This is a genomic window from Brucella daejeonensis, from assembly GCF_014199265.1.
GTDB classification, from domain to species: Bacteria; Pseudomonadota; Alphaproteobacteria; order Rhizobiales; family Rhizobiaceae; genus Brucella; species Brucella daejeonensis.
This window is the reverse complement of sequence record NZ_JACIJG010000004.1, coordinates 161,337-187,303: the sequence shown is the minus strand read 5'-3', so window position 1 is coordinate 187,303 and position 25,967 is coordinate 161,337. Positions and strand designations below refer to the sequence as shown.

Below are 25,967 nucleotides of genomic sequence, written 5' to 3'. Positions count from 1 at the left end.
GGTGCCAGGCACGGCTGCGGACAGGATTGACCGGCCCGCATATTCCACCACATGCCGCGCAATTCCTTGCGCAGCGCCCATTCTCCGCCATGCGGGAACCCTCTCCCCCTGCATGAGCAGGGCGGTCTGCACCACCCTCTCCTTACGGTTCAATTTTGCGAGGCTTTTGTCAATAAGATAATTTAGTTGAATTAATATATTGCTGTTAAAAGCTCCTCAGGCTATCTCTTTTGACGGGAGACAGGAGGGACCATGACATCGAGACCGGAAGGTGAATCCGCGACCGCGCGGGCAACCGCGCAGGCGGTTACGCTCGGCAAGAATCCCGAACGAATCCGCGACCATAACCGCCGCGTCGTGCTCGATGTCGTGCGTCGTCACGGCCCGCTCGGACGAATGCATATCGCCCGCCTGACGCATCTGACCGCGCAGGCAATCGCCAATATCGTGGACGAACTGGTGGCGGAAAATCTCCTGATGCAGCTCGGCCGGCTCAAGACCGGGCGCGGCCAGCCGCCGATCCAGTTCGCCGTCAATCCCGAAGGCGCGATGACCATTGGCGTCGAAATGGGATCGACGCATATGGTGACGACGGTGCTGGACCTTTCCGGCAAACCGCGCACGCAGCATGTGCGCCCGATCCACGATGTCAGCCCGCAAAAGCTCTCGGCGCAGTTGCGCACGGAAGTCGATGCGGTGAAGGCCTCGTTTCCCGCGCGCCTGCTCGGTATCGGCGTTGTGATGCCGGGACCGTTCGACATCGAGGGCATGAGTTCGGTCGGCCCGACCACGCTGCCCGGCTGGTCCGGCATTGACGCGGCGGCCGTCTTGAGCAAGGCCTGCGGCGAGCCGGTTCTGGTCGAGAACGACGCCAATGCGGCGGCTGTCGGAGAACGCCTGTTCGGCGCGGGCCATGCGATTTCCAATTTCGCCATGATCTATTTCGGCGCGGGCATCGGGCTTGGCATGATCCGGGACGGCGCACCGTTTCGCGGCGCTTTCGGCAATGCGGGCGAGATTGGCCACATCGTCATCACACCCGGCGGGCGCGCCTGTGCCTGCGGCCAGAAGGGCTGTCTCGAAACCTATGCCTCGCTGCACACGCTGCGCGAGAAGCTTCATGCAGCGGGGATCAAGAACACCGATTTCGACGCGCTGGAAAAACTGCACCTGGCGCGCAACCCTGTCCTGATGGGCTGGCTACAGGAAGCCGCCGACCATCTGGCGCCGATGATCGCGATGATCGAAAACATCCTCGACCCGGAGACGATCATTCTGGGCGGCATGTTGCCGGATGCCATCATCGACGATCTGATCTGGCATATGGGGGGATTGCCGATTTCGGTCGCAAGCCGCCGCGCCCGCGCATTGCCGCGCGTCATCCGGGGCCAGACCGGGCAGTTTACCGCCGCGCTCGGCGCCGCCGCGCTGCCCATGTTCGAGGCCATGACGCCAAAACTCGACACCAATTCCGAAATCCGGCCATGCTGACCGCCCGCCAGCGCATCGAGCGCCAGAAGTCGTCCCCCGCCCTTGTCCGCCTGCATCGCGCGCTTGGAAGGCTGCGTTCCACGGTGACGCTGATGCACACCGGCGCGCATCCCGACGACGAGCAAAGCGGCCTGATGGCCTGGCTGCGCTTCGGCCTTGGCATTCGGGTGGTGATCGCCTGTTCGACACGCGGCGAAGGCGGGCAGAACGCGCTTGGGCCGGAACGCGGCGGCGCGCTCGGCGTCATCCGCAGCCGCGAGATGGAAGAAGCGGCGCGCATTCTCGATTGCGACCTGCACTGGCTCGGCCATGGTCCCGACGATCCCGTTCACGATTTCGGCTTCTCCAAGGACGGAGACGGCACATTTGCCCATTGGGGCGAGGAGAAAACCGTCGAGCGGCTGGTGCGCGCCTATCGTGCGGAGCGCCCGGATATCGTGCTGCCGACCTTTCTCGACGTGCCGGGCCAGCACGGTCACCACCGCGCCATGACAAGAGCGGCGGAAACGGCCATCCGGCTCGCCGCAGACGCAACCGCCTTTCCCGAGCATTTCGCCGAAGGACTGACGCCGTGGCAGGTGGGTAAATTCTATCTTCCAGCATGGCCGGGCGGCGGCGATACCTATGACGACGAACTGCCGCCACCCGACGCGACGCTGACGATCAGGGCGACCGGGCGCGACGAGGCAACGGGCGCGGATTTCGACCGTATCGGCGAATGGTCCCGCGCCTGCCATGCCACGCAGGGCATGGGTTATTGGCCGGAAACGCCGAAGATCGAATGGCCGCTGCATCTGAAACTGCCCGAAAGCCGCTCGGAATCGACAATTCTTGACGGGCTTCCAGAAACCCTCGCCGCACTTGCAGAAACCGATGGACTGGCCTTTGAACGTCGGCAGCGGCTTCTTGATGCTCAATCTTCCATTGAGCGGGCCATCGCAGCTTTTCCCAAGCGTGAAGCCATTGTCAAAAATCTGGTCGAAGCCGCGCAAAAGCTGAAGGCTGTTCTGACCGGCGCGCCGGATGATTTCCTTGTGCGACACGGACACAGGCTGGAGCGCAAGCAGCGGGAAATCGACGCCGCCCTGATCGAAGCGGCTTCGCTATTCGAGCGCGCTTATCTGGATGAACCGATATTGCCGACAGGCGGCGAGACGCGCCTTGTTGTCGAATACGGCCCCGGAGCGGCGGAAATCGCGATAACGGTGCAACCGGTGTTGCCGGAAGCCTGCTCGATCCGCTCCGGGCACCGGACAGCGGAGCGGGAAGTTCTGACTGTTGCGTTGGCAAAAGACGCAGCACATTCCCCGCTTTTCGAGCCTGCATGGCGGTCAACCGGCGGGAATGGACAAGCCTATATCCGGCTGAAAGCCCAGTTCGAGGGGTATCTGGCAGAAACCAGATTCGACCTGGAAGAGCCGCTTGCCATTGCGCCGCCTGTCTCGTTGAAGATCGACCCGCCTGCCATCATCATGACGGACAGGCAGGCAATCCCGCCAATCCGGCTTCAAGCCGATGGGCCGGTGCAGACGGTCGGCTTTACCTCTGAAAACGGCTGGGAACTCCACGTCGAGGGGGAGAAGGCCAGCCTGCGCGGGCCTGTCGAGGCGAAACCCGGCCTGACCCGCTTGCAGGCCCTGGCGAATGGAAAGCCCGCATGGCAGACCGCCGCGACGGACTATCCGCATATCGGCAGGGCCGTGTGGCGCGAACCTGCCGCGCTTTCGGTACTCAAGCTTGACGTCACATTGCCCGATACGCGCATCGGCTATATCGGTGGCGGCGCGGACAATGTCGGCCTGTGGCTGAAGCGCATGGGGCTCGACGTGAGCGAAGTTGAGCCGCATCATCTGGCAGGCGATCTTTCGCAGTTCACGACCATCGTGGTCGGCATATTCGCCTTCGGCCTGCGCGGCGACCTCGCCGCCGCGACGGACAGGCTGCATCGTTTCGTGGAAGATGGCGGGCATCTGGTGACGCTTTATCACCGCCCGACCGATGGCTGGCATCCGGGCCGAACCCCGCCGCGCAATCTCACGATCGGCTCGCCTTCGCTGCGCTGGCGCGTTACGAACCCGGATGCGGCGGTTACGGTTCTTGAGCCTGAACATTCCCTTCTTGTCGGCCCCAACACCATCGACGAAAGTGACTGGAACGGCTGGCACAAGGAACGCGGGCTCTATTTCGCCTCCGGCTGGAACGAGGCTTATCTGCCGCTCTTATCCATGCACGACGAGGGCGAACAGCCGCTTTTCGGCGCGCTCGTTTCGGCCGAAATCGGCAAAGGACGCCATACGCATACAAGCCTCGTCCTGCATCATCAGCTCGACAGGCTCGTGCCCGGCGCCTTTCGCCTGATGGCCAATCTGGTCCAGCCGGCATGAGCGAACAACTAATTGCTGTTTTCCAGCAGAGCTAATCAAGCTAACGCTCTGCAACCATTCTTGATTATGGACGGTGCGCGGGAACGCGCATAATCTTCATAAGTTTTGGTTCGCCGCGTGGTTGTGCACAGTCGCACTGGCCCCGGCCTTACGGGAGTAGCGAGCATGTCATTGAAATCGATCCTTCTGGCACTCGGCATTGGCGCGGCCAGCCTGACGCTCGGCGGCTGCGTATCCGAAGGCTATTATGGCGATGGTTACGATCCCTATTATTCGCGCGGCAGCTATATCGGCACCGGCGTCATCTATGACAGCGGCGGCTATTATCGCGATCATCGCCGCTCTTCGCGCTATTATCGGGACTCACGCTATCGCTATCGCGACCGTGAAAGAAGCAGGGTCAGGGATAGAAACCGGGACAGGGACAGGGATCGCCCGAGCTATAACAAGCCGGATCGCCCTCGCCCGCAGAGGCCGGAACGTCCGCCTTCAGGCAACCGTCCGGGTCGCGGCGACCTGCCGATCATCGAGCCTATCAAGCGCGAGCCGCATAACTAAAATTTACGCTTCAAACAAAACACCCGCCGATCGGTTCGGCGGGTGTTTTTATATGTTGAACAGAAATCAGACCTTTGCCAGCGCCTGTTCCAGATCGGCGATGATATCGTCGGCATCCTCGATGCCTATGGACAGGCGCACGACATCCGGCCCCGCGCCCGCCGCCACCTGCTGTTCGTCGTTCAACTGACGGTGCGTGGTGGATGCCGGGTGAATGACCAGCGAGCGCGTATCGCCGATATTGGCCAGAAGCGAGAAGAGTTCGAGGCTGTCGACGAATTTCACGCCCGCATCGTAACCGCCCTTGAGGCCGAAGGTGAAAACCGAGCCAGCGCCCTTCGGCGCATATTTCTGCTGCAACGCATGAAACTTGTCGTGCGGCAGGCCGGCATAATTGACCCAGGACACCTTGTCGTGGCCGTGCAGCCAGGAGGCGACCTTCAGCGCATTGTCGCTGTGGCGCTGAATGCGCAGCGGCAGCGTTTCCACGCCTGTCAGGATCTGAAAGGCATTGAAGGGCGAGATGGCCGGGCCGAAATCGCGCAGGCCCAGCACACGGGCAGCAATGGCAAAAGAGATATTGCCGAAGGTCTTGTGCAGTTCCAGGCCCGCATAATCCGGGCGCGGTTCGGTCAGCATCGGGTAATTGCCGGATTCCGCCCAGTCGAATGTGCCGCCATCGACCAGAATGCCGCCCATGGAATTGCCGTGACCGCCGATGAATTTCGTCAGCGAATGGACGACGATATCCGCGCCGTGCTCGATCGGGCGCACCAGATAGGGCGAGGCCAGCGTATTATCGACGATCAGCGGCAGGCCGTGCTTGTGGGCGATTTCGGCAATCGCCTCGATATCGACCACGATACCGCCCGGATTGGCAAAACTTTCGATGAAGATGGCACGGGTCCGATCGTCGATCTGCTTGGCGAAATCGGTCGGGTTGGTGGCATCGGCCCAGCGCACATGCCAGTCGAAAGACTTGAAGGACTGGCCGAACTGGTTGATCGAGCCGCCGTAAAGCTGGCGCGCGGCGATGAAGTTGTCGCCCGGCCGCAGAAGCGTATGAAACACCAGCAACTGGGCCGCATGGCCCGAAGCCGTCGCAACCGCCGCCGTGCCGCCTTCGAGCGCCGCCACGCGCTCTTCCAGAACCGCCGTCGTCGGATTGGTGATACGCGTATAGATATTGCCGAAAGCCTGAAGACCGAACAGGGACGCCGCATGGTCGGCATCCTCGAACACGAAAGACGTGGTCTGGTAGATCGGCGTTGCGCGGGCGCCCGTCGTCGGATCGGGCTTCGCGCCTGCGTGAACGGCGAGCGTTTCAATTCCGGGCGAGCGTTTTGACATGATTTCCTCCAGCATCCTAAGCCCCAATGGTGACAGGACCCTAGGCGTTACCGTCAGGAAAGCAAAGGAGGATTTTTTCACGACAGGCGAAATCGGGGAAATTCGTTGCGAAGCAGTTACCGGCCGATCAGGCGCGGATATTCGATTGCCGGGCAGCGATCCATGACCACCGTCAGCCCCGCTTCTGAAGCCCTTTTCCCGGCCTCTTCGTGCACGACGCCAAGCTGCGTCCACAGGACTTTCGGCCTGTGTTTCATGGCCAGAACCTCGTCCACGATTCCGGGCAGGGAATAGGGTTCGCGAAAGACATCCACCATGTCCACCGGCTCTTCGATATCCGCCAGCCGCGCCATCACGCGCTGGCCGTGAATATCCTTGCCCGCCTGCCCCGGATTGACCGGGACCACGCGATAGCCCTTCGAAAGCAGGAATTCCATCACCCCGTTGCTCGGTCGCTCCGGCTTCGGTGAAGCGCCCAGAAGCGCGATAGTTTTAACGGAAAGGAGAATTTCGCGAATCTGGTCGGCGGACGGATTTTGCATTTCTTCCTCTTCAATCGCTTGAACCGGCGCTTGCGTGAAAGCGACTACTGCCTCTATTGATTATTAGATTTGGGAGGATTGCATGAATATCAATACCGCGCATCGCACAAGTGTCGGCCCCGTGATGACAATCCAGGACCTTCGGGCCTTCATGAAACGGGAATTTCCGCAACTGGGCGATGCTTTCGAGGTCGTCAGCGTGGATGAAGGCTCCGCCACGATGCGGCTTCATGCCGACGAGCAGCATCTGCGCCCCGGCGGCACGGTCTCCGGCCCCGCGCTTTTCGCGCTCGCGGATGTCGCGGCCTATGCGGCCATTCTGGCGCATATCGGCCCGGTCGCGCTGGCGGTAACCACCAATCTCAACATCAATTTCCTGCGCAAGCCCTCGCCCGGCGCGGTGGAAGCCGTGGCGCGGCTCCTCAAGCTCGGCAAGCGGCTGGCGGTGCTCGACATCAGCCTTACCGACGGCGCCAATGGCGAACTGGTCGCCCACGCAACCGCCACCTATTCGATTCCACCGCGATAAAAGCCCTCAAAAAGATACGGTATTATAATACCAAATATTTAACACATTGATTTTGCTTGATTTTTAAAACGATGCCATGGAAATAGGGCTTGACGAGGACGCGGACATTGTGTATCGACCCGCCAAAGTGAGCAGAAGTGATCTTTTGCCCGCTCGTTCGGGTTGGTTCAAGCCAACACAAGCAACAAAAAAAGCCCGGTTCGCAAGGACGGGGATCAAGTCAAGGAAGACTTCAATGGCAACTTTCTCCCAGAAGCCGGCCGAAGTGGTGAAGAAGTGGGTGCTGATCGACGCAGAAGGTCTCGTCCTCGGTCGTCTCGCATCGCTCGTCGCCAATCGCCTGCGCGGCAAGCACAAGGCAACCTTCACCCCGCATGTTGACGATGGCGACAATGTCATCATCATCAATGCCGACAAGGTTGTCCTGACCGGCAAGAAGTACACCGACAAGGTCTATTACTGGCACACCGGCCATCCGGGCGGCATCAAGGAGCGCACTGCTCGCCAGATCCTCGAAGGCCGTTTCCCGGAACGCGTTATCGAGAAGGCAATCGAGCGCATGATCCCGCGTGGCCCGCTCGGCCGTCGCCAGATGAAGAACCTGCGCGTTTATGCAGGCCCGAACCATCAGCAGGAAGCTCAGCAGCCGGAAGTCCTCGACGTCGCAGCGCTGAACCGCAAGAACAAAGGGAATGCATAATCATGGCTGAGAGCATCAACTCGCTCGAAGAACTCGGCACCGTCGCCCAGACCGAAGCCGCCGCTCCGGTTCACGTCCAGAAGCTGGACGCACAGGGCCGCGCCTATGCCACCGGCAAGCGCAAGGACGCCGTTGCACGCGTATGGGTCAAGCCGGGCTCCGGCAAGATCGTCGTCAACGACAAGGAATTCGAGAAGTATTTCGCACGTCCGGTCCTGCAGATGATCCTGCAGCAGCCGCTCGTCGCTTCCAACCGCGCCGGCCAGTTCGACATCGTCGCTACCGTCGCCGGTGGCGGTCTCTCCGGTCAGGCCGGTGCCGTTCGTCACGGCATTTCCAAGGCCCTCACCTACTACGAACCGGGCCTGCGCACGGTTCTCAAGAAGGGTGGCTTCCTGACCCGCGATAGCCGCGTCGTCGAACGTAAGAAGTACGGTAAGGCCAAGGCCCGCCGCAGCTTCCAGTTCTCCAAGCGTTAATATTTATCGCTTCAGAGCTTACAGAAAAGCGGGCCTTCGGGTCCGCTTTTTTGTTATGGATGACAGGAGCAGGAATCAGCTTGCAGGGAGCGGCCATGCCCTCAAAGACCATCGATCATGCCATCACAGCCCGCAGCCTGACCGGCGCCGCTACCGACCCGACCCATGCGGGCGTGCTGTCCTTCATGCGGCGCGTCTACACCAAGTCGCTGAAAGGTGCTGAAGCCGTCGTCTGGGGCATTCCCTTCGACGCCGCGGTCTCCAATCGGCCCGGTGCGCGCTTCGGCCCGCAGGCCATCCGGCGGGCGTCGGCCATTTTCGACAACGACCCGCAATATCCGTTCGAGCGTGACCTGTTCGAGAATCTGGCCGTCATCGACTATGGCGATTGCCTGCTCGATTACGGCAATCACACCAAGACGCCCGCAACCATCGAGCGCGAAGCGGCAAAAATCCTGAAATCCGATGCGTTCCTGCTGACGCTCGGCGGCGATCATTTCGTGACATGGCCGCTTTTGAAGGCTCATGCCGCCAAATACGGCCCGCTGGCGCTGGTGCAGTTCGACGCGCATCAGGACACATGGTACGATGACGGCAAGCGGATCGACCATGGCTCTTTCGTGGGTCGTGCCGTGCGCGATGGTATCATTGATCCCGAACACTCCATCCAGATCGGCATCCGCACCCATGCCCCGGAAGATTGCGGTATCAGGATCGTCTATGGCCATGAGGTCGAGGATATGTCGGCTGCGGCGATTGCCGAAGAAATCCTGAAGCGCACCGCAGGCCGCAAGACCTATCTGACCTTCGATATCGACTGCCTCGACCCAGCCTTCGCGCCCGGAACGGGCACGCCGGTCGCAGGCGGTCCTTCTTCGGCAAAGATGCTCTCGGTGCTGCGCAAGCTCAGCGCTCTTGACGTGGTGGGCGCAGATGTGGTCGAGGTTGCACCAGCTTACGACCATGCCGATATAACGGCCATCGCGGGAGCGACGATTGCAATGTATTATCTGGGCCTTCTGGCCGAGCGGAAAGAACGACGATGACGGCGCGGTTGAGAAACTGAATCAAGCAGCTGAAAAACCGATTCCGGTCATTGTCATAACTTTCTGAATTCAAAGGCAAAACGCATGAAACCGAAAATCTTCATCGATGGCGAACATGGCACCACCGGCCTGCAAATTCGCACCCGTCTGGCCGAACGCGACGATCTGGATGTGATCTCGATCCCGGAAGCCGAGCGGCGCAACAAGGATTTGCGCGCCGACTATCTGCGCTCCGCCGACATTGCGATCCTGTGCCTGCCCGACGACGCCTCGAAGGAAGCCGTTTCGCTGCTCGAAGGCCACAACTCGACCCGTATCATCGACACGTCGACCGCCCATCGCGTGCACCCCGACTGGGCTTACGGCTTCGCGGAACTCGCCAAAGGGCAGCGCGAGCGCATTGCCGAAGCACGCCTCGTGGCCAATCCGGGTTGCTATCCGACCGGCGCTATCGGGCTTGTGCGCCCGCTGCGCGATGCGGGCCTCCTGCCCGCTGATTATCCGGTCAGCGTCAATGCGGTGTCCGGCTATACGGGCGGCGGCAAGCAGATGATCGCCCAGATGGAAGACAAAAACCATCCGGAGCATCTCGCCGCCAATAATTTCCTTTACGGCCTGCCGCTCCACCACAAGCATGTGCCGGAACTGCAACTGCACGGCCGTCTGGACCGCCGTCCGATCTTTTCCCCAAGCGTCGGACGTTTTCCGCAGGGCATGATCGTGCAGGTTCCGCTGTTCCTGAACGAACTCGAAGGGTCGCCATCGCTCGAAAAGGTTCATGCCGTGCTGGCTGAACATTATGCCGGGCAGGACATTGTCGAAGTGGTCTCGCTTGAGGAAAGCGCGAAGCTTCCGCGCGTCGATGCGGAAGAGCTTGCAGGCAAGGACGGCATGAAGCTTTTTGTCTTCGGCACCGAAGGTGACGGACAGGTCAATCTGGTGGCGCTTCTCGACAATCTCGGCAAGGGTGCGTCGGGCGCAGCCGTCCAGAACATGAATCTCATGCTCGGCAAATAAGCCGGAAGACGCCAGAATTTTAAAACCCGGCTGCGCTCAAACGCAGCCGGGTTTTGTTTTATGCGCCATAAGCGCCCTTGGTTGCGCGCCAGTGCGCCACCGCGAAAGCGAGCACCACCAAAGCCACAAACTGATGCGTCAGGCCCATATGCAACGGCACGCTCATCAAAAGCGTTCCGATTCCAAGCACCGCCTGCACCAGCACGAGGCCCACAAAAACGATCGTGCGGCGCGCATGGGTGGTTCCAGCTGCATTTTTCCAGACCTGCACGGCGTGCAGGACGACCAGAACCAGGACCGCATAGGCGAACATGCGGTGCACGAACTGCACCGTCTTCGGATTCTCGAACAGATTACGCCACCAGGGCTGCTGAATGAACAGATCGGACGGAATGACCGCACCGTCCATCAGCGGCCAGCTATTGTAGGTCAGCCCGGCATGAAGCCCTGCGACGAGGCCACCCAGATAGATTTGCACCAGAACCGCAAAGACCATCCAGCCCGCAAAACGCTGGATCGACCGTTCAGCCGGGCGCTCGGTATAGGCGGCAAGACCGCGTGCGATGTAGAAAACAGCCGTGATGATGATGCAGGCCATCGTCAGATGGATTGCAAGCCGGTACTGGCTGACACTGGTCAGTTCGCTCAGGCCGGAAGCGACCATCCACCAGCCGATAGCGCCCTGCAACCCACCCAGCACAATGAGGCCCAGCATACGATATTTCAGTCTGCCTTTGAGGCGTCCGGTCAGCCAGAAAAAGGCCAGCGGAATGGCGACCAGAAAACCGACGAAACGCGCCAGCAGGCGATGCGCCCATTCCCACCAGAAGATGGACTGGAATTCCTCGAGCGACATGCCCTTGTTGATTTGCTGATATTGCGGGATCTGCTGGTATTTCTCGAATTCCTCCACCCATTCGCCATGGTTGAGCGGCGGAATGACGCCGTGGATGGGCTTCCACTCGGTGATCGACAGGCCGGAGCCGGTCATGCGGGTCGCGCCGCCGACCATGACGATGGCGATCAGAACCACGAAGACTGCATAGAGCCAGTAGCGCACAAGGCGGCGGTCCCGGTCATCCCTCGATGATCCGGGGCCTTGCCCTACATAGTGTGCCGTTGCTGCCGTCATGCCATTCACCCTTCAATAATGAGCCGAAGGATACATGCCGCATAGGTGAAGCGGTTACAAGCTGGTGTCACGCGACATGCCGCCGCGTTTTCTCTTCCGTTATGCGATCTCACGCGCTAGTGAAGACTTGCGAGAAGGAGACACCCCATGCCCGTAAGGCTGAAAAAACTGATAGGCACTTTTTTGCTGGTTGCACTGGTCATCATCTATGCGGTGTTCGCGACCATCATCGCCGTCGCGCATCTGGCCCAGTCGAGCGCCTGGGTGCATCTTCTCTATTTCTTCGTGACCGGCATTCTCTGGGTTCTCCCCGCCATGGGCATCATCTGGTGGATGGCCCAGCCTCCACGCAAAAATCAGCACTGACGCCGGTTCGGGGGGCGACAGACAATGACGGAGCGGTTAGTAGCGCGCCTCCTCACGGATTTCGGCGAGATCGAGCGACTGTGGAGTGATGCTCCGGCGGTTCATGGCGCACCGCAATCGCTCGAATGGATCGGCGGTTGGCACAGGGCGGTCAATGCCGACAGTTTCGTCGCCGGGATTTTCACCGATGACTGCCCCGTCCTGCTGGTTCCGCTGGAAGTGGTCAGCCGGAACGGCGCGAAGATCGCGCGCTATCCCGGCGGAAGCCACGCCAATTGCAATTTTCCGTGGGTTTTGGCCGGAAATGCCGGTACTCCCGACCGCGATGCGCTGCAACGGATGGTCGGTGCAATCAGACAGGCGCGACCGGATATCGATGCGCTTTCGCTGACAAGGCAGTTTGCCGACCTGCAAGGCGTGAAAAATCCGCTGCTGGCGCTCGGTGCGAAGCGTAATCCAAACCCCGTTCTGGCGGCATCGCTCGGCGGCGGGTTCGATTCCGTTCTCGAACGCAGCAATCGCAGGCGAAAACTGAAAAAACACCGCCAGCACGGTCGCCGTTACGAGGAAAGCGGCGGCTGGAGAATTGCCGGACCACAGGACCGTGCGGCATCGGATGCAATCCTCGATCTCTATTTTACGATGAAGGCTCACCGCTTCCGGCAGATGGGAATCAGAGACCCATTCGCCGACGAAAACGTGCGCCGCTTCTTCAAAACCCTTTTCGGCGAAGGGCTGGCAAAAGGGCAGGAACTGAGCGAGCTTCGCTTTCTCGATGTTGGCGGGACCATACGCTCCATCGTCGGCAAGCTTTACAGCGACACAGGACCGACGGTCGAGTTCAGCGCGATTGCGGATGACGAACTGATAACGGCAAGTCCCGGCGAATTCCTGTTCTTCGAGGATATCAGGCGCAGTTGCGAGGAAGGCCGTTCGATCTATGGTTTCGGCATCGGCGACGAACCCTATAAGCGCGAATGGTGCGATATAGAACTGGCAATCTACGACACGTTGCTGCCGCTGACCGCCAAAGGCAGGGTTTTCACGGCGGCGCAGATGGCGCGCAATGCGCTTGCAGGCGCGGTCAAGCGCAATCCGCGCCTGTGGAGCCTTGCCAGGAGCCTGCGCAGCAAGCTCGCAAGAAGTTAGCAATCCGATTCAGGAATATCGCCTAAAACACTGTTCCTGAATCGGTTTCGGACGGTCAGGCCGTTTCGTCCATCAGGATGATAACGTCCTCATAGCCGCCCTGATCGAGATCGAGGGCGGCAAGCGCCACGCCCCTCTCGTCGGGATCGATAACGCTCATCACAACCGAAGCAGGTCCATCGGCGATGCGCCTGATCTGTTCCGAAGAGGATGGGCCGCATTCCACCACGACGAAATCATAGACGGTTTCCAGCGCATCGAGAATGAGCGGCAGGCGGTCGGCGGAACGCATGGCGATTTCCGGGTCGGCCTTGCCGAGCGGAACGATATGGGCTTGCGAGAAGCGGTCGCTGTGGATGACCTCGTTGAAGCGGCGCGCGCCAGCCAGAAGTTCGGTGATGCCCGGCAGTTCCGCGCCGTCCAGCATGGCAAGCCCGACCGTGCCGTGGGCAGTCATGTCCACCAGAATGACCCGCTTGCCCCGGTCGGCCAGTTCGCGCAGCAGGCGCACGGTTCCCGCCGACGCTGCGTCGCCCTCCGGGGACACGACCACGACACGCTTCAGCGTGCCACCGGCAAGCTGATCCGCCACGGCTTCGACGCCGTTGGGATTGCGTTGTTTGGCCATGGGAGATTCCCCGGCGGGTTTTCTCTCGCCGGAAACCGACGGTCTGGTGACGAAGGGCATGGTCCATGAACGGCGCGGCGGCGCGACCGTTTCCCCGGATGGCGGTTCGGCGGCAGCTTCGGTGGCGGCGACGATGACAGGCATTTCGATCTCCTCGACCGCTTCAGCCCTGTGCCCGTCCGCAGTCACGAAAGCGCGCCCGCTGAACAGTTCGCGCAGCAGCACGAAAATCGACAGGAGCAGCAGACCGGCGGCGAAGGTCGCGCTGACCACAGGCAGGACCAGCGGATAATAAGGCACGGCGGGCACTTCGGCGGAAGCGAAGATGCGCGCATCGACCGGCACATAATTGCGGTCCACGCGCGATGCCGCCTCGCGATAGCGCGTGAGATAGGTTTCCAGAAGCTGGCGCTGTGCCGCCGCCTCGCGCTCCAGCGCCCGCAATTCAACTTCCTGATCGCCCGCCTGCGCGGCCTGCGCCTTGACGCGGTTGAGTTCGCGGTTGAGTTCCTCTTCGCGCAGCCTTGCCGCGGAGACTTCGTTGTCGAGGCTCGCCACAAGCTTGCGGCCCTCGATCCCGATCTGCCGGTCGAGGTCGGCAAGCTGTGAACGCAGCGCCTTGATGCGCGGATGACCTTCGAGCAACGTCGTCGAAAGATCGGCAATCTGCGCGTTGAGCTGGATGCGGCGTTCGGCAAGACGTTGCATCATGCCGGAAGCGATAACGTCCGGCAGCGTGTCGATGGACGCGCCGGAGGCGAACGCCTTGCGAATGCTCTCCGCCTTCGCTTCCGCCGAAGCGCGGCCTGTGCGAACGCGGGTAAGCTCGGTCGAGACTTCCGAAAGCTGCTGGGTTGCAATCGTGCTGTTGCTCTGCCCGGTCAGGAGCCCGCGCGCGGCGCGATAATCCGCAACCTTCTTTTCCGCGTCGCGGACGCGATTGCGCAGATCGTCAATCTCCGGCGCAAGCCAGCCGGTGGCGTCGTCGTTCGACTCCAGCTTGGCGGCGCGCTGGAAGGCAATATACTGGTTGGCGACCGCATCGGCGACACGCGCAGCCGTTTTGGGATTGGCCGACCTGTACTGGACGGAAATGACGCGGGAGCCGGTAACGGCGAAAACCTGAAGGTTCTTGCGCAGCTTTTGCAGAACGCGCTCTTCGGGCGTCAGTTGCGCCGGATCGGTCCGCATTCCCAACAGGATGAGAACGCGGGTCCAGGGCTTCACGTCCGTTGTCGTGAACGCCTCGTCGCTCGTCAGGCCGAGTTCGTCGGAAACCTTCTTCAGCAGATCGCCGGAGGTGAACACCTCCACCTGGCTCTTGATGGCTTCCGGGTCGAAAACGGGACGCTCCGACGCCGTTTCGCCATTGGGACGGGTATAGACGGATTCGCGGGCTTCGATCAGGATGCGGCTTTCGGCACGATAATCCGGCGTCACCAGCAGGCAGATGGCCCATGCCAGCGCCGCCATGACAAGCGCGCCGACGACAATTAACAGCCAGTGACGGCGCAAGCTCGAAAACAGCGCGCCGATATCGATATCTGCATCCCTTGATAACGGACCGTCTTCTGCCATTCCCCGTGCTCCATGGACTTCGCGAGTGCGCCTGGCGCGTGATCGCTCGCTCCCGCCCGCGTGGGGTAGACACCCCCGATTCCTGTCCGAACCGTAAAGGAACAAGGTAACCAGAGGGTTAAGCCCGCATTTGGCGGATAAGCTGTAAAGTTTTTCCGCCTGACCCTGTCTTCTTTACCAGCCATTAACCCTAATCAATCGATAACGCTTGCAATCGATACTCGTAATCGATGCGCCGATACCGGCGCTGATTGCGGTCGTGGGGCAAATGCTTTTCGGAAAAACCGGGGCGGAAGATGACGGCAAAGACAATTCAGACCAGGCGCAAAGGCCACGCATTGCTCGTGGCGCTCGGCCTTGCCGCGATGACGCTTTCGGCCTGCTCCAGCTATCGCCCTGCTCCGCCCGCATTCCACGAGGCGCTGAACCAGCCCTATATGCTGGATGCAGGCGACCGCGTGCGCATCACGGTTTTCGAACAGTCGAGCCTTACCAACACCTATAATGTCGATCAGGCGGGCTATATTGCCTTTCCGCTCGTGGGCAGCATTCCGGCACGCGGCAAGACCTCCAAGCAGCTTGAAGGCCTGATCGCGTCGAAACTGCGCGGCGGTTATCTGCGCGATCCCGATGTAAGCGTCGAGATCGACCGCTACCGCCCGATCTTCGTGATGGGCGAAGTGGGCGCCGCGGGCCAGTATTCCTACGTTCCGGGCATGACTGCACAAAAGGCCATCGCCGCTGCGGGCGGTTTCTCTCCACGCGCCAGCCAGGAGAATGTGGACATCACCCGCCAGTTCAACGGCAAGGTTCTGACCGGACGCGTGCTGATCTCCGGCCCCATCCTGCCGGGCGACACGATCTATGTGCGCGAACGTCTGTTCTGATGGCGATTGATGGCTGATGACACCGAAATCTCCCCATTACGCATCATCCACTGCTTCCGCGAGCCGACCGGCGGGCTGTTCCGCCATGTTCGCGACCTCGCGCGGTTGCAGGCGGAAAGCGGACATGCCGTCGGCATCGTCTGCGACGCGACGACCGGCGGCGCGCGCGAAGATGCGCTTCTGGAAGAATTGCGGCCAAGCCTTGCGCTCGGCCTCCACCGCATTGCCATGCAGCGCCGTGTCGGCCTCGGCGACGCGGCGGCGGCGCTCAAGGCATACCGCATCATCAGGAAATTGCGACCGGACATATTGCACGGACATGGCGCCAAGGGCGGCGTCCATGCGCGGCTGTTCGGTTCACTCTTACGGGTTTTCAGGTCTCGCGTAGCCCGTATCTATTCGCCGCATGGCGGCAGCCTGCATTTCGACCGGAAGACGCGGCGCGGAAGCGCGGTCTTTCTGGTCGAAAGGATGCTGGCGCCCATGGCGGATGCCGTAATGTTCGTTTCCAATTTCGAGAAGCGACTCTACGAAGAAAAAGTGGGCAGGCCCTACGGGCTTTATGCCGTCGTCTATAACGGGCTTGCCGAAGACGAGTTTCTGCCGGTCGCGACCGCGCCGGACGCCAGCGATTTTCTCTTTGTCGGCACGATGCGCGAACTGAAAGGCCCCGACCTTCTGATCCGCGCCCTTGCGCGCCTGCGCGACCGCGACCGGCGTATTTTCACCGCAACGCTGGCGGGAGACGGAACGGATAAGCCGGGCTTCGTCGCCCTTGCAGACGAGCTTGGCCTGACCGGTCAAATCCGCTTTCTGCCCGGAATGGCAGCGCGGGAAGCTTTCACGCTCGGGCGCACCATGGTGATCCCGTCGCGCGCGGAAGCCTTTCCCTATATCGTTCTTGAGGCGCTCGCCGCCGGAAAGCCGGTCATCGCGAGCAATGTCGGCGGCATTCCCGAAGTGTTCGGCCCGAATTCCCCGGCCCTGGTGGCACCGGATGAACAGGCGCTTGCGGACAAGATGATGCAGGTGGCGGCGGACGAGGCGAAATTCCGATCCATGATGCCCGATGCCGCACGGATGCGCGAGCGCTTCAGCCTGCATTCCATGGCGCATTCGGTCGAGACCATCTATTACGAAGCCCATCCCGACCGGATCGTTCCCGACGACTGACCTGCGGTTGCAGACGCCGCATGAAGATTGCGTATACCCCATCGAGGAGCGAAGCCCGAAGTTTGCAACTTGCGGGGCGCAAGCGGTCATTCGCTTGTCTGTTCTAGCTCAAGGACGTTTCCCTCGGGGTCTCTTGCATATGCGATCAGGTATGGCTTATCCGACGTCCCGAAATTCGTAGTCTGGCCGATCTGCGCTCCACCGGCCTCGATGATTTTCGAAAGCGTGTCTTCGATGTCGTTCATCTGGAAGGAAAGATGCCCGAAGCCCGGCTCATTGACCTGCGGTTGATCGCGATGATGGGTGGTCGTATGTTCATGTATTTCAAGAAATGGATGTTCAAGTGCAGGAAACCTGAGCCAGATGGAATATATCTGCGAGTTCGGAAGACCGTTGCCTCGCGAGACTTTTTCCCCGGACAGCACCCTGGGTGCGCGAAGCAATTCGCATTTCATGACATTCATGTAGAACGCTGCAAGTGCTTCCGCATCACGCGCTACAAGATTAATATGAGCGAGTTTCATCGTTCTGGACATCTCGTTTCGCGGACCATAGAGCATTTCCAGCAAAAGTGTGAAACGGTTTTGCGCCCGAAAACCTTGGCGCATGAGCCTCAAATCGTTGAGAAACAACTGCGGCCTTGCATTTAAGGCTTGGTTGGCGCCCCCAAAGGCAGCTGACGCAACGGCGGACGCATGGCCGGACCAACAAATTGGCCTCGATTCCTGCGGTCAATGTTATAATAATAACAACGACGGCTTTTATTTTAGAAGTCTCTAATTATACAAATCTCCATCCGGGCATTTAATCGAGCGTTTACCTAAGTCCGAAGCTAGTCATGCGGCGTTTATATTCTGCTTAGAACTCCCGGTTTAGTAACAGCGCGGTCATTCTACGGTCAGGGGCAATATCGTGAGAGATAACGGTGCGCTTTCTCCTTTTGGGCGAAAAGCCATGGAAGCCGATAACAATTCGGCTTCGGGGCCCGATTCAGGGCAAAATGTCAGGCCGCAGGGTCCGGTAGAGCTTGGCCCGCTGGCGCGGCGCATGGCCGAACAATTCCGGCACGACACGTTCTCGCCGTTGATGTTGAGCGGCGTCATGCGCATGGTGGAATTCGGGCTTGTGTTCCTCACCGGCATTGTCAGTTTCCTGTTTTACATCGGCATCCGCACCCATCTCGTTTTCTATTATCCGCTCATCATTGTTGCCGGTGGCGCGCTGTTCGTGCTGCTGATGGAAGTCAATGACGGATACCAGATCAACGTGCTGCGCAGCCCGACCCGGCATTTGCGGCGTCTCATCGTGAGCTGGGGCGCGGTGTTGGGCATCCTTGCGATTGCCGGTTTTCTTCTGAAAACCTCGGCCGATTTCTCGCGCGGCTGGTTCCTGTTCTGGGCGGTGAGCGCCTTTGCGCTGCTTTTGATTTCGCGCCTTTTCATGTCGTGGAAGATCAGGCGCTGGGCGCGCAACGGCACGATGGAGCGCCGCGCCGTGATCGTCGGCGGCGGTCCCAATGCCGAGACGCTCATCCGCTCGCTGGAGCAGCAGGCCGACAACGACATCCGCATCTGCGGTATTTTCGACGATCGTGACGACAAGCGATCGCCCCCTATCGTCGCGGGCTACCCCAAGCTCGGCAATATCAACGAACTGATCGAATTTGCCCGTATCGCCCGCATCGACATGCTGATCGTCTCCCTGCCGATCAGCGCCGAGGCCCGCGTGCTAGCGCTATTGAAGAAACTGTGGGTGTTGCCGGTGGATATCCGCCTGTCGGCGCTCAACAACCACCTTCGGTTCCGTCCGCGCGCCTATTCCTATGTCGGCTCGGTGCCGATGCTGGATATTTTCGACAAGCCGCTCAATGACTGGGATTCCGTCGCCAAGCGCATTTTCGACGTTGCCTTCAGCATTCTGGCGATCATTCTGCTCTCGCCGGTGATGCTGGCGACGGCCATCGCCATCAAGCTCGACAGCAAAGGGCCGGTGATCTTCAGGCAGAAGCGGCACGGCTTCAACAACGAGATCATCAATGTCTGGAAGTTCCGCTCGATGTATACCGAGATGTGCGACCCGACCGCCAGACAGGCCGTGACCAAGAACGATCCGCGCGTCACGCGCGTCGGCCGTTTCATTCGCAAGGCCTCCATCGACGAGCTGCCGCAGTTCTTCAACGTTCTGGCCGGGTCGCTGTCGCTCGTCGGACCCCGCCCCCATGCGGTCGCGGCGCATTCGCACAATGTCCTCTATAATGAGGTGGTGGACGGCTATTTCGCGCGCCACCGCGTCAAGCCAGGCGTGACGGGCTGGGCGCAAATCAATGGCTGGCGCGGCGAGATCGACAATGAGAACAAGATTCGTATGCGTACGGAATTCGATCTCTATTACATCGAAAACTGGTCGCTCTGGTTCGATCTCAAGATCCTGTTCCTGACGCCGATACGGCTTCTCGATACGGAAAACGCCTATTGACCACCGTGGCGCAAAGGCTTGACGGTAATCCATCCGTGGCCGCAAGACTGCCAGCGGAGGCGGCGCGCAGACGTGCGCTCAACCGCCTGATAGCCAATGCCGCAATCGGTTTCGGCGTCTTCCTGCTCGGCTTCGTGATGAGCGAACCGGCGCCCTATGAAATCTACATGGTTGGCCTGATCGCGCTGGCATTGCTGTTCGGGCTGCGGCTGACCCGCACCAGCCTCGTGCTTCTGGCCCTGCTGACCGTGTTCAATTTCGGCGGTCTCATCTCCATCATGCAGATGGCGGACATGAAAAAGGCGCCGCTTTATATCGCTGTGTCGCTGTTTCTGGCTTTCACCTCGGTATTCTACGCAGCAGCCATCGAGGGCGACTACCGACGCCTCGGAACGATCTTCAACGCCTATCTTCTGGTGGGATTGCTTTCGGCTCTCCTGGGCATTGCCGGCTATCTCGGCCTTGTTCCAGGCGCGGAGATCTTCACACGCTACGGGCGCGCGCAAGGCGCGTTCCAGGACCCGAACGTCTACGGCCCTTTCCTGATATTGCCGCTTACATGGACGCTCTACCGCGTCCTGCGCGGTGGCCTGCGCGATCTCGTTGTCTACCTGCCGCTCTGCTGCCTGCTTGCCATCGGCGTTCTCGTATCCTTTTCACGCGCAGCATGGGCCATGGTTCCACTCTCTTTCGCGGTCCTGTCCGGCGTTCTCTTCCTGCAAAGCGACAGCAACCGCTTCCGGCTCCGGCTTATCGGCATCGGGCTTCTTGCCGTCGTGACCGTCGTCCTTGCGATCGCGATCCTGCTGCAAATTCCCGGCGTGGGAGATTTCTTTGTGGAGCGCGCGCGTCTGGAACAAAGCTACGACAGCGCGAGACTCGGGCGCTTCGCACGCCACTGGCTGGGGATGATCCTTGCCGCCCAACATCCGCTGGGGATCGGGCCGCTGGAATTCGGTCCGATGTTCGGCGAAGACACGCATAATATCTGGCTCAAGGCCGCGCTCGATTATGGCTGGATCGGTTTCATCGCCTTTGTAGCGCTGACCTTTCTCACACTTGGCATCGGCATCAAACTGATCTTTCGCAACCGCCCGTGGCAGCCATTCCTGCTTGTCGCCTATGCGACCTATCTCGGCCATGTCCTGATCGGCAATGTGATCGACACCGATCACTGGCGACATTTTTATCTGCTTTTCGGTATCATCTGGGGTTGCGCGGGGCTGGAATACAGATACCAGCTTTCGCGTTCGTTCCGGCTTGGGACGGACACAGAAACCGCTCAAGGGAGCAATCTTCTTGCAGTTCGCGATCTACGGCGCTGCCGCCCTCTTTGAAATCGCCGGATGCTTCACTTTCTGGGCATGGCTCAAACTCGACAAATCGCCGTTGTGGCTTGTGCCCGGCACGGTCAGCCTCGCGCTGTTTGCCTATCTTCTGACGCTGATTGAAAGCAACGTCGCGGGCCGCGCCTATGCAGCCTATGGCGGCATCTATATCATCGCCTCCATTTTTTGGATCTGGTTTGCCGAAGGCGCGCGCCCGGATCGCTGGGACATTGTGGGCGCGTGCACGGCTCTGGCGGGCACATGCATCATCCTGTTCGCGCCTCGCGGCTGATGCCGCGTCAATGAAAGAATGCATGTGTAATTTTCCAGTTTCGAGAAATTATCCCTTGCGTGCCAAGTCGTTATAATCTAGGGCTGTCTCCGGCTCGGAGCGTAGCGCAGCCCGGTAGCGCACTTGACTGGGGGTCAAGGGGTCGTGGGTTCGAATCCCGCCGCTCCGACCATTTAAAATCAAAGACTTAGCTACCATCTTTGATTACTGGCTATTTTAGAAATAGCCACACTATAGCCAGAGATTGACCTTGGCTTCATCCCGCCCCACCGGCTTGGCAGGCGGGGCATTTCTTTACAGCTTGATATGCACGGTACGCGGACTGTGATAGAGCGCGTCTAGAATTACTGACTTGAATTCCGGGCTTTTCACCAGATCGTCGTAAAGCTCTTCTGAATCGAGACAAACCGTTAGATGCTCGATAGTTTTTGCCAAATCCGATCGCGGACCTGTCGCCTCGGCGATGCTTTCAGTCCAACTTTCGCAGGCTTTGGAGAACGTTTCACCAATGTGCTTGCGCGGGTCAAACAGTGGCACTTCGGTTGGCTCGACCATCAATCGCGGTTCGCCAACATAGAAATTCATCGATACGTGAGTCGCATGCTCGCCGTTGGTCTTAGCTGACATGCGCAAGATTTCATTCCGGAGCGTGCCGATTCTCGGATCCAGGAACTGCATGAGTTCGCCAACCCCCTTGTTGATGGCCTCATAATTCACCTCAGCATTCCTCATATGGACACCGCCGAATTCATCCGTCTCGAAGGGCTTTAGATTGGCGTCGGCCCCATCGTCGGCCTCGGGCTCAGCCGTAAACGTCAACTTTCCACCCATCCATTCCTTATACGTTCGATATCCATCAACTGGGTCAAGCGCGATGATCTTGGCAATCAGGTCTTGGATGGTCTGCTTTTTTTGTTCGTTCTTCATAGTCATTCCTCGTTTTGGTGGCGATTGACACATGGCGTGGTGAAGGCCATATGCCGGTTGCCGGGGTGGTACCCGGAAGAAACGCCAAGGTTGGTGGCTTTTAGTCTCCTCGTGTCCTTGGCTAGTACGGAGGACGGCGGCTTACGGGTGGTGCCGGGCATAACGCCGTCCTTTTTCTTGTTGCCCCTCGGCCCGAAGGCCAAGGGGCTTTTTCGACTCCTCGTGTTTTGGTCCGCCGAACGGATGGTAAGGCCGCCGGGAATGGGGGCGCTTACGCGCTTCCCGTCTTGCCGCTCGGGACGGCAAGCAATGCACCACAGTTCGCGCCCAATCGCCGCGACGTCCAAACTGTGCCGGGCTTCGCCGGTACCCTCTGGAAGCTTGCGACGAGCCGCCAGAGGATGTGTTAGGAGGTTCGCACGATTGCGAACCATTAATCGTAATGTGCAACCACAAATCTGATTGCCGATTGGTTGCCGCATCCCCACATGTATAGCGGGCCTGCCGCAAACGGCAGGTACCGCCGCATCGCGTTCTCAGGCAACGCGTACCCCCGGCGCGCGATGCGGTCGGGACCATCAACCTCCACAAGACATGATCGTTTATTAGCGATACATTGCTCGTATATCGTGTTAATGTGTTCATCCGCCGTGGGACCATTAGTTTAGTGAGGACCACTCGTGGACATATCGCCGGGCAAAAGGGCGGCGGTATGAACTACTGGCCGGAGCGCGCTGGGGATGAACGTGTTCCGGCCTTCCTAGGATTGGAGCCCGCGGCCAGATTCGAACTGGCGTGATCCTCTACGGTTCCGCGTTTAGAAGACGCGACCGATACGCGGGCAAACTTGTTAGCGTCGACGGTGGCGCCATAATTCGCGGACAATCGTCCAGCCTGCACTGCCGACGGCCACGCCAAGGAAGTAGGACGGCAGATCAATCATCGCTTCCTCCCCTTCCCCTTCACGCGGCTTGCCAGCGCTTTCAGGTACGCGGGCTCCTTTTTCGGAGGCTTCACGTTTTCCTTCAGTGTTCGTTTCTCCGCCATACTCATGCCGCCACCTGTTCCGGCTCGCCGTCCTCGGAGAGTTCCTTCTGCCAAGCCGCAAGGGCACGGTTCATCCGTTCGGTGGCCGAAACTAGCTGGCGGGCAAGAAAGTCCTGCCTCACGTCGTCCTTGTCGAAAAGATCGCCGATAATCAGCGAAAGAGCCGTGGCGTCGTTGATTGCTTGTACAAGGCGTTCTTGTGGGGTCATGATGCTTCCTTCAGTTCAGGGTATCGTTCGGGATGTTCAGCGGCGTGCATGAACAGCGAAAAATCAGCCATCATCGTGCGCCAATGCTCTTGATGAACATCGAGAATGCAGGCCGGATCTCCGATGAGGTCAGTCCAAAGCGCGATTTTGATTTCGAGGTCGGCCCGGGACTGAGCGCGGAGTTTGAGAACGGCCTGCTTCAGATGCCAAACGGCCATCCATATTTCGTCATTCACCTTATCAGGCTGATCTTTCGTCTCGCCGCTGCATGCACATGCCAAGGCGTAAAGGGCGTGAATTTTGCTCATGCTGCACCTTAACTAAAAAGAGCCGACCGGACGTCGCGCGACATAATGCGAAGGCTGGCAATGTTGGCGCCGAGAACGTCCATCAATTCGCTCAGCTGTTCGGCGCAGATCTCAATTCCGTGTTTCTTGGCGGCACCAAAGTCGCGTGAGAAAGATTCCCAAACCTCATCCGTCGCTATCGCCAACCGGTGCAAATCACAGACATTCTCTTCGCTGTTCAGGATTCTCTCACGGCTGGACAAAGGTTTCCCGTTCGCGCTCTCGCACGTCATGGCATTCTCCTCGTTTTTCAGTATTGCTGGATGGCGGTTACCGGTTAGCGGTGCGACGCCATTCGAGATAAAGGTGCTTGATTAGAAGCTTTTCGGCGTACCGGGCTGCTCGCCTGACTACGTGCTCACTGTAGGACTCTTTGCCCTTGGCGCTTTCCGCGACTGGCACGTCGAGCCGACCGGCATACATCCGCGCACGCTCCGCAAAGACCTGCTGATAAAGCGTCAGATCATGATTGGCGCGGACGTTCTCACCGAAGATCGGTCGCCACATGCCTTGTGCGCCAATGATGTTCGCTCGCATGTTCCAGCTAACCGAACGACGCTGGCGGTTGTAACCGTGTGCGATCCAGTCGTCAGCGGACGCGCTTTTACCGGGATTGCCCTGACGGTTGCCGTCGATCACGGCGAGACCAAGGCGCTTCCACACAGCTGACACCGATTTATAAGCGCCGATGTCGCCGCATTCGCCGACAATAGTGGCGAAGGAAATGTCACCGAAGCCTCGCACCGATTTTACCCATGGATAGACCGGCAGGCGCTTCGCGGCCTTCACAAGCTGTCTTTCATAAATTGCACGCTGTTCGTCGAGTGGTCTCCCAGCATGCGGATACGGCGCAACATAGTCGTGCAGATCATGCAAGGGATCGGCTGCTGCGGCCTTGTAGATGGCGGCATAGCGCGCCTTGGCCTTTTCTTTCGGCATATCGTCAGCCGGCACGAGCAAGCGGATAACAGCCTGCCCCTGCAAAGAAAGCTTCGTCTGCGCCTTGATCGCATTCTGCCGCAAGCGATGCAGCGTTACGATCTCGGCAATCGTCGCGGTAATATCGGGCGCAGGGCTGTACGGCTCCAGGTGAATCGCAGCACATAATTCGGATGGGTGAACTGCAATGTTCATTACATTCTCCTCGGATGGGGTGCAGACAGATGGGCGACGGCGCCAAGGTTTGCGCGTCTGCATTGGCTGCATCTGACTGCAACGGGTGATTGGGGAGGCGTGTCCATCGTGGGTTACAAGCAGATTGTGGCCGTCCCCAAAACTGTTCAAACCTCACTGGCGTCAGCGTCGGCTTTCATCCGCTCGAGATCGTCCGGCGAAACCGCCTCGCCGACTTTTGCCGCACCAGCGGCATAGCCAACCGACCGCAAGAACCGGGCGTTGCGAACAGCCGTCGCGCCCTTGGCAAGCTCAATCTCGGCGTGGCCTATGATTTCAGTGCCAGTCCATTCGCGCAGCGGCTTAGTGGTGCCTCCGATCGAATACAGAAGCTCATATAGCGATGACTGCAAAGCGCCTTTCGCCAACACAAGCCTTTCGCGAGCCGCCTTCGCAGCATTCTGCATGCGCTCCGGAGCTTTCAAGAATGGCTCTGAAATGGTTGCGGCGCGCTCACTCAGGATGGCTGCACGCTGGACTTGCGGAACCTCCGCCAGAAGCTTGCGGGCGGCATAGAACAGCATCTCTCCGCGAGCGCTGGCGTCAGCTTCGCCAAAGCTGGCGAAAGCAGTTGCGGCACGGTTCATGTCACCGTCTGCCTGCATAAGCATGTCGCGGGCAATCGCCGAAAGCGTGATCGGCTTTGATGCTGTCTGGGTTGCTGTTGGCATTGGTGTCTCCTCTTGTGGTGTTCCTGATCGGTCGGGCGTCAGCTTAGTGGGTAACAAAGGATCTCTGGCCGCGACCGATCAGGAATTAGTAATCTGTTAGGGATGCTTGATTGAATTGCTGTACAACTCAATGCATTTCCTATAACCATATGCATAAATGATCGTAGTTAACAAAGTCAATACAAAAAATATCGAGTTATGCAAAAATGATGTTAACGCCATCCCAATGTCGCGCCGCACGCGCCCTCATCGCTTGGTCCCAGTCGGATCTTTGTGATGCTGCAAAAGTCGGAAGAGCGACCCTGGCGAACTTCGAAGCCGAAAAATCGACCCCCTACGAACGAACTTTACGTGATATCCGTGCGGCGCTTGAAGATGCAGGTGTGATCTTCATTGAGCAGAATGGAAATGGGCCCGGTGTGAGACTTCGAGATCGGAAAGAATGACTATTGCGCGACAATTGCAACCGTTCTAGCGTCGGCCATCGAA

Annotated in this window: 26 protein-coding genes, 2 tRNA genes and 1 pseudogene; 17 read left to right on the top strand and 12 right to left on the bottom strand. The window is 59.5% G+C overall.

Going from position 1 to position 25,967, the window contains the following annotated elements; genetic code table 11:
* The first annotated feature begins 252 nt into the window (after positions 1-252).
* From FHS76_RS06695 to FHS76_RS06685, 3 genes are all read left to right on the top strand, one after another.
* Positions 253-1,491 carry an ROK family protein gene (locus FHS76_RS06695; RefSeq protein WP_183649812.1) on the top strand — a complete coding sequence of 413 codons (1,239 nt, stop codon included), beginning with the start codon at positions 253-255 and terminating at the stop codon, positions 1,489-1,491.
* On the top strand, positions 1,485-3,875 hold the full coding sequence (locus FHS76_RS06690; RefSeq protein WP_183649810.1) for a PIG-L family deacetylase: 2,391 nt from the start codon (positions 1,485-1,487) through the stop codon (positions 3,873-3,875). The genes FHS76_RS06695 and FHS76_RS06690 overlap by 7 nt, the downstream gene beginning before the upstream one ends.
* Before the next feature lie 165 nt (positions 3,876-4,040).
* Positions 4,041-4,433 (top strand): hypothetical protein, encoded by a 393-nt coding sequence (locus tag FHS76_RS06685; RefSeq protein WP_183649808.1) that lies wholly within the window; start codon positions 4,041-4,043, stop codon positions 4,431-4,433.
* Between the two features lie 66 nt (positions 4,434-4,499).
* Here the strand turns inward: FHS76_RS06685 and FHS76_RS06680 are convergent, their stop codons facing one another.
* Together FHS76_RS06680 and FHS76_RS06675 are read right to left on the bottom strand one after the other, a co-directional pair.
* Positions 4,500-5,783 (bottom strand): O-acetylhomoserine aminocarboxypropyltransferase, encoded by a 1,284-nt coding sequence (locus tag FHS76_RS06680; protein WP_183649806.1) that lies wholly within the window; start codon positions 5,781-5,783, stop codon positions 4,500-4,502.
* A gap of 116 nt (positions 5,784-5,899) precedes the next feature.
* Positions 5,900-6,325, bottom strand: coding sequence for a CoA-binding protein (locus FHS76_RS06675; protein ID WP_183649804.1), 426 nt, complete (start codon positions 6,323-6,325; stop codon positions 5,900-5,902).
* 82 nt (positions 6,326-6,407) lie between these two features.
* Between FHS76_RS06675 and FHS76_RS06670 the strand changes: the two genes are divergently transcribed.
* The 5 genes from FHS76_RS06670 to argC all read left to right on the top strand — a co-directional run bounded on the left by FHS76_RS06670 (position 6,408) and on the right by argC (position 10,096).
* Positions 6,408-6,854 carry a PaaI family thioesterase gene (locus FHS76_RS06670; RefSeq protein ID WP_183649802.1) on the top strand — a complete coding sequence of 149 codons (447 nt, stop codon included), beginning with the start codon at positions 6,408-6,410 and terminating at the stop codon, positions 6,852-6,854.
* Between the two features lie 235 nt (positions 6,855-7,089).
* Positions 7,090-7,554 (top strand): 50S ribosomal protein L13, encoded by a 465-nt coding sequence (gene rplM / locus FHS76_RS06665; RefSeq protein ID WP_183649800.1) that lies wholly within the window; start codon positions 7,090-7,092, stop codon positions 7,552-7,554.
* A 2-nt stretch (positions 7,555-7,556) separates the two neighbouring features.
* Complete coding sequence (gene rpsI, locus FHS76_RS06660; RefSeq protein WP_183649797.1) at positions 7,557-8,033, top strand: 30S ribosomal protein S9; 477 nt, start codon at positions 7,557-7,559, stop codon at positions 8,031-8,033.
* A 95-nt stretch (positions 8,034-8,128) separates the two neighbouring features.
* A complete protein-coding gene (speB, locus tag FHS76_RS06655) occupies positions 8,129-9,079 on the top strand; it encodes an agmatinase (RefSeq protein WP_183649794.1) in 951 nt (316 codons plus the stop codon).
* Between the two features lie 84 nt (positions 9,080-9,163).
* Positions 9,164-10,096 (top strand): N-acetyl-gamma-glutamyl-phosphate reductase, encoded by a 933-nt coding sequence (gene argC, locus FHS76_RS06650; protein ID WP_183649791.1) that lies wholly within the window; start codon positions 9,164-9,166, stop codon positions 10,094-10,096.
* 58 nt (positions 10,097-10,154) lie between these two features.
* Here argC and FHS76_RS06645 read toward each other — a convergent pair whose 3' ends face one another.
* Positions 10,155-11,228: a COX15/CtaA family protein gene (locus FHS76_RS06645; RefSeq protein ID WP_183649788.1), complete on the bottom strand. Its 1,074-nt coding sequence runs from the start codon at positions 11,226-11,228 to the stop codon at positions 10,155-10,157.
* A 147-nt stretch (positions 11,229-11,375) separates the two neighbouring features.
* Here FHS76_RS06645 and FHS76_RS06640 point away from each other — a divergent pair, with 147 nt between their 5' ends.
* Entirely contained in the window at positions 11,376-11,594 is a 219-nt protein-coding gene (locus tag FHS76_RS06640) for a DUF2842 domain-containing protein (protein ID WP_183649785.1), read from the top strand.
* A gap of 24 nt (positions 11,595-11,618) precedes the next feature.
* A complete protein-coding gene (locus tag FHS76_RS06635) occupies positions 11,619-12,743 on the top strand; it encodes a GNAT family N-acetyltransferase (RefSeq protein WP_183649782.1) in 1,125 nt (374 codons plus the stop codon).
* A 55-nt stretch (positions 12,744-12,798) separates the two neighbouring features.
* Here FHS76_RS06635 and FHS76_RS06630 read toward each other — a convergent pair whose 3' ends face one another.
* A complete protein-coding gene (locus FHS76_RS06630; RefSeq protein WP_183649778.1) occupies positions 12,799-14,949 on the bottom strand; it encodes a GumC family protein in 2,151 nt (716 codons plus the stop codon).
* Positions 14,950-15,245: 296 nt separating this feature from the next.
* Here FHS76_RS06630 and FHS76_RS06625 point away from each other — a divergent pair, with 296 nt between their 5' ends.
* Positions 15,246-15,836, top strand: coding sequence for a polysaccharide biosynthesis/export family protein (locus FHS76_RS06625; protein WP_183649775.1), 591 nt, complete (start codon positions 15,246-15,248; stop codon positions 15,834-15,836).
* A 9-nt stretch (positions 15,837-15,845) separates the two neighbouring features.
* The gene (locus FHS76_RS06620) at positions 15,846-17,009 is read left to right on the top strand and encodes a glycosyltransferase (protein WP_183649772.1); all 1,164 of its coding nucleotides are present in this window, start codon (positions 15,846-15,848) and stop codon (positions 17,007-17,009) included.
* Positions 17,010-17,095: 86 nt separating this feature from the next.
* Here FHS76_RS06620 and FHS76_RS06615 read toward each other — a convergent pair whose 3' ends face one another.
* Complete coding sequence (locus FHS76_RS06615) at positions 17,096-17,545, bottom strand: VOC family protein (RefSeq protein ID WP_235992594.1); 450 nt, start codon at positions 17,543-17,545, stop codon at positions 17,096-17,098.
* Positions 17,546-17,963: 418 nt separating this feature from the next.
* Here FHS76_RS06615 and FHS76_RS06610 point away from each other — a divergent pair, with 418 nt between their 5' ends.
* From FHS76_RS06610 to FHS76_RS06595, 4 genes are all read left to right on the top strand, one after another.
* The gene (locus FHS76_RS06610) at positions 17,964-19,484 is read left to right on the top strand and encodes an undecaprenyl-phosphate glucose phosphotransferase (protein WP_210306019.1); all 1,521 of its coding nucleotides are present in this window, start codon (positions 17,964-17,966) and stop codon (positions 19,482-19,484) included.
* Positions 19,481-20,821: an O-antigen ligase family protein gene (locus tag FHS76_RS06605; RefSeq protein ID WP_183649766.1), complete on the top strand. Its 1,341-nt coding sequence runs from the start codon at positions 19,481-19,483 to the stop codon at positions 20,819-20,821. The genes FHS76_RS06610 and FHS76_RS06605 overlap by 4 nt, the downstream gene beginning before the upstream one ends.
* Positions 20,784-21,104: a YnfA family protein gene (locus tag FHS76_RS06600; RefSeq protein WP_183649763.1), complete on the top strand. Its 321-nt coding sequence runs from the start codon at positions 20,784-20,786 to the stop codon at positions 21,102-21,104. Before FHS76_RS06605 ends, FHS76_RS06600 begins: the two co-directional genes overlap by 38 nt.
* Before the next feature lie 95 nt (positions 21,105-21,199).
* Positions 21,200-21,276, top strand: a tRNA-Pro gene (locus FHS76_RS06595).
* A 122-nt stretch (positions 21,277-21,398) separates the two neighbouring features.
* Here the strand turns inward: FHS76_RS06595 and FHS76_RS06590 are convergent.
* From FHS76_RS06590 to FHS76_RS06560, 7 genes are all read right to left on the bottom strand, one after another.
* Positions 21,399-22,031 carry a hypothetical protein gene (locus FHS76_RS06590; RefSeq protein ID WP_183649760.1) on the bottom strand — a complete coding sequence of 211 codons (633 nt, stop codon included), beginning with the start codon at positions 22,029-22,031 and terminating at the stop codon, positions 21,399-21,401.
* Positions 22,032-22,798: 767 nt separating this feature from the next.
* Positions 22,799-22,874: transfer RNA gene (locus tag FHS76_RS06585), tRNA-OTHER, on the bottom strand.
* Between the two features lie 206 nt (positions 22,875-23,080).
* Positions 23,081-23,287, bottom strand: coding sequence for a hypothetical protein (locus tag FHS76_RS06580; RefSeq protein ID WP_121985259.1), 207 nt, complete (start codon positions 23,285-23,287; stop codon positions 23,081-23,083).
* The gene (locus tag FHS76_RS06575; RefSeq protein WP_182511755.1) at positions 23,284-23,595 is read right to left on the bottom strand and encodes a hypothetical protein; all 312 of its coding nucleotides are present in this window, start codon (positions 23,593-23,595) and stop codon (positions 23,284-23,286) included. The genes FHS76_RS06580 and FHS76_RS06575 overlap by 4 nt, the downstream gene beginning before the upstream one ends.
* Before the next feature lie 8 nt (positions 23,596-23,603).
* Positions 23,604-23,867 carry a hypothetical protein gene (locus tag FHS76_RS06570; RefSeq protein ID WP_151682052.1) on the bottom strand — a complete coding sequence of 88 codons (264 nt, stop codon included), beginning with the start codon at positions 23,865-23,867 and terminating at the stop codon, positions 23,604-23,606.
* Between the two features lie 37 nt (positions 23,868-23,904).
* The gene (locus FHS76_RS06565) at positions 23,905-24,768 is read right to left on the bottom strand and encodes a hypothetical protein (protein WP_182511757.1); all 864 of its coding nucleotides are present in this window, start codon (positions 24,766-24,768) and stop codon (positions 23,905-23,907) included.
* Positions 24,769-24,914: 146 nt separating this feature from the next.
* Positions 24,915-25,478, bottom strand: a complete 564-nt coding sequence (locus FHS76_RS06560) for a hypothetical protein (protein WP_182511759.1) — start codon at positions 25,476-25,478, stop codon at positions 24,915-24,917.
* Between the two features lie 206 nt (positions 25,479-25,684).
* Between FHS76_RS06560 and FHS76_RS22775 the strand changes: the two are divergent.
* Positions 25,685-25,921: pseudogene (locus tag FHS76_RS22775) on the top strand (helix-turn-helix domain-containing protein); the annotation flags it as partial.
* Positions 25,922-25,967 lie beyond the last annotated feature (46 nt).

Bases quoted from the DNA above. Each gene is read 5' to 3' on its own strand.
- FHS76_RS06695 (WP_183649812.1), top strand. From the start codon at position 253: ATGACATCGAGACCGGAAGGTGAATCCGCGACCGCGCGGGCAACCGCG.
- FHS76_RS06690 (WP_183649810.1), top strand. From the start codon at position 1,485: ATGCTGACCGCCCGCCAGCGCATCGAGCGCCAGAAGTCGTCCCCCGCC.
- FHS76_RS06685 (WP_183649808.1), top strand. From the start codon at position 4,041: ATGTCATTGAAATCGATCCTTCTGGCACTCGGCATTGGCGCGGCCAGC.
- FHS76_RS06680 (WP_183649806.1), bottom strand. From the start codon at position 5,783: ATGTCAAAACGCTCGCCCGGAATTGAAACGCTCGCCGTTCACGCAGGC.
- FHS76_RS06675 (WP_183649804.1), bottom strand. From the start codon at position 6,325: ATGCAAAATCCGTCCGCCGACCAGATTCGCGAAATTCTCCTTTCCGTT.
- FHS76_RS06670 (WP_183649802.1), top strand. From the start codon at position 6,408: ATGAATATCAATACCGCGCATCGCACAAGTGTCGGCCCCGTGATGACA.
- rplM (WP_183649800.1), top strand. From the start codon at position 7,090: ATGGCAACTTTCTCCCAGAAGCCGGCCGAAGTGGTGAAGAAGTGGGTG.
- rpsI (WP_183649797.1), top strand. From the start codon at position 7,557: ATGGCTGAGAGCATCAACTCGCTCGAAGAACTCGGCACCGTCGCCCAG.
- speB (WP_183649794.1), top strand. From the start codon at position 8,129: ATGCCCTCAAAGACCATCGATCATGCCATCACAGCCCGCAGCCTGACC.
- argC (WP_183649791.1), top strand. From the start codon at position 9,164: ATGAAACCGAAAATCTTCATCGATGGCGAACATGGCACCACCGGCCTG.
- FHS76_RS06645 (WP_183649788.1), bottom strand. From the start codon at position 11,228: ATGACGGCAGCAACGGCACACTATGTAGGGCAAGGCCCCGGATCATCG.
- FHS76_RS06640 (WP_183649785.1), top strand. From the start codon at position 11,376: ATGCCCGTAAGGCTGAAAAAACTGATAGGCACTTTTTTGCTGGTTGCA.
- FHS76_RS06635 (WP_183649782.1), top strand. From the start codon at position 11,619: ATGACGGAGCGGTTAGTAGCGCGCCTCCTCACGGATTTCGGCGAGATC.
- FHS76_RS06630 (WP_183649778.1), bottom strand. From the start codon at position 14,949: ATGGCAGAAGACGGTCCGTTATCAAGGGATGCAGATATCGATATCGGC.
- FHS76_RS06625 (WP_183649775.1), top strand. From the start codon at position 15,246: ATGACGGCAAAGACAATTCAGACCAGGCGCAAAGGCCACGCATTGCTC.
- FHS76_RS06620 (WP_183649772.1), top strand. From the start codon at position 15,846: ATGGCTGATGACACCGAAATCTCCCCATTACGCATCATCCACTGCTTC.
- FHS76_RS06615 (WP_235992594.1), bottom strand. From the start codon at position 17,545: ATGTCCAGAACGATGAAACTCGCTCATATTAATCTTGTAGCGCGTGAT.
- FHS76_RS06610 (WP_210306019.1), top strand. From the start codon at position 17,964: ATGGAAGCCGATAACAATTCGGCTTCGGGGCCCGATTCAGGGCAAAAT.
- FHS76_RS06590 (WP_183649760.1), bottom strand. From the start codon at position 22,031: ATGAAGAACGAACAAAAAAAGCAGACCATCCAAGACCTGATTGCCAAG.
- FHS76_RS06580 (WP_121985259.1), bottom strand. From the start codon at position 23,287: ATGACCCCACAAGAACGCCTTGTACAAGCAATCAACGACGCCACGGCT.
- FHS76_RS06575 (WP_182511755.1), bottom strand. From the start codon at position 23,595: ATGAGCAAAATTCACGCCCTTTACGCCTTGGCATGTGCATGCAGCGGC.
- FHS76_RS06570 (WP_151682052.1), bottom strand. From the start codon at position 23,867: ATGACGTGCGAGAGCGCGAACGGGAAACCTTTGTCCAGCCGTGAGAGA.
- FHS76_RS06565 (WP_182511757.1), bottom strand. From the start codon at position 24,768: ATGAACATTGCAGTTCACCCATCCGAATTATGTGCTGCGATTCACCTG.
- FHS76_RS06560 (WP_182511759.1), bottom strand. From the start codon at position 25,478: ATGCCAACAGCAACCCAGACAGCATCAAAGCCGATCACGCTTTCGGCG.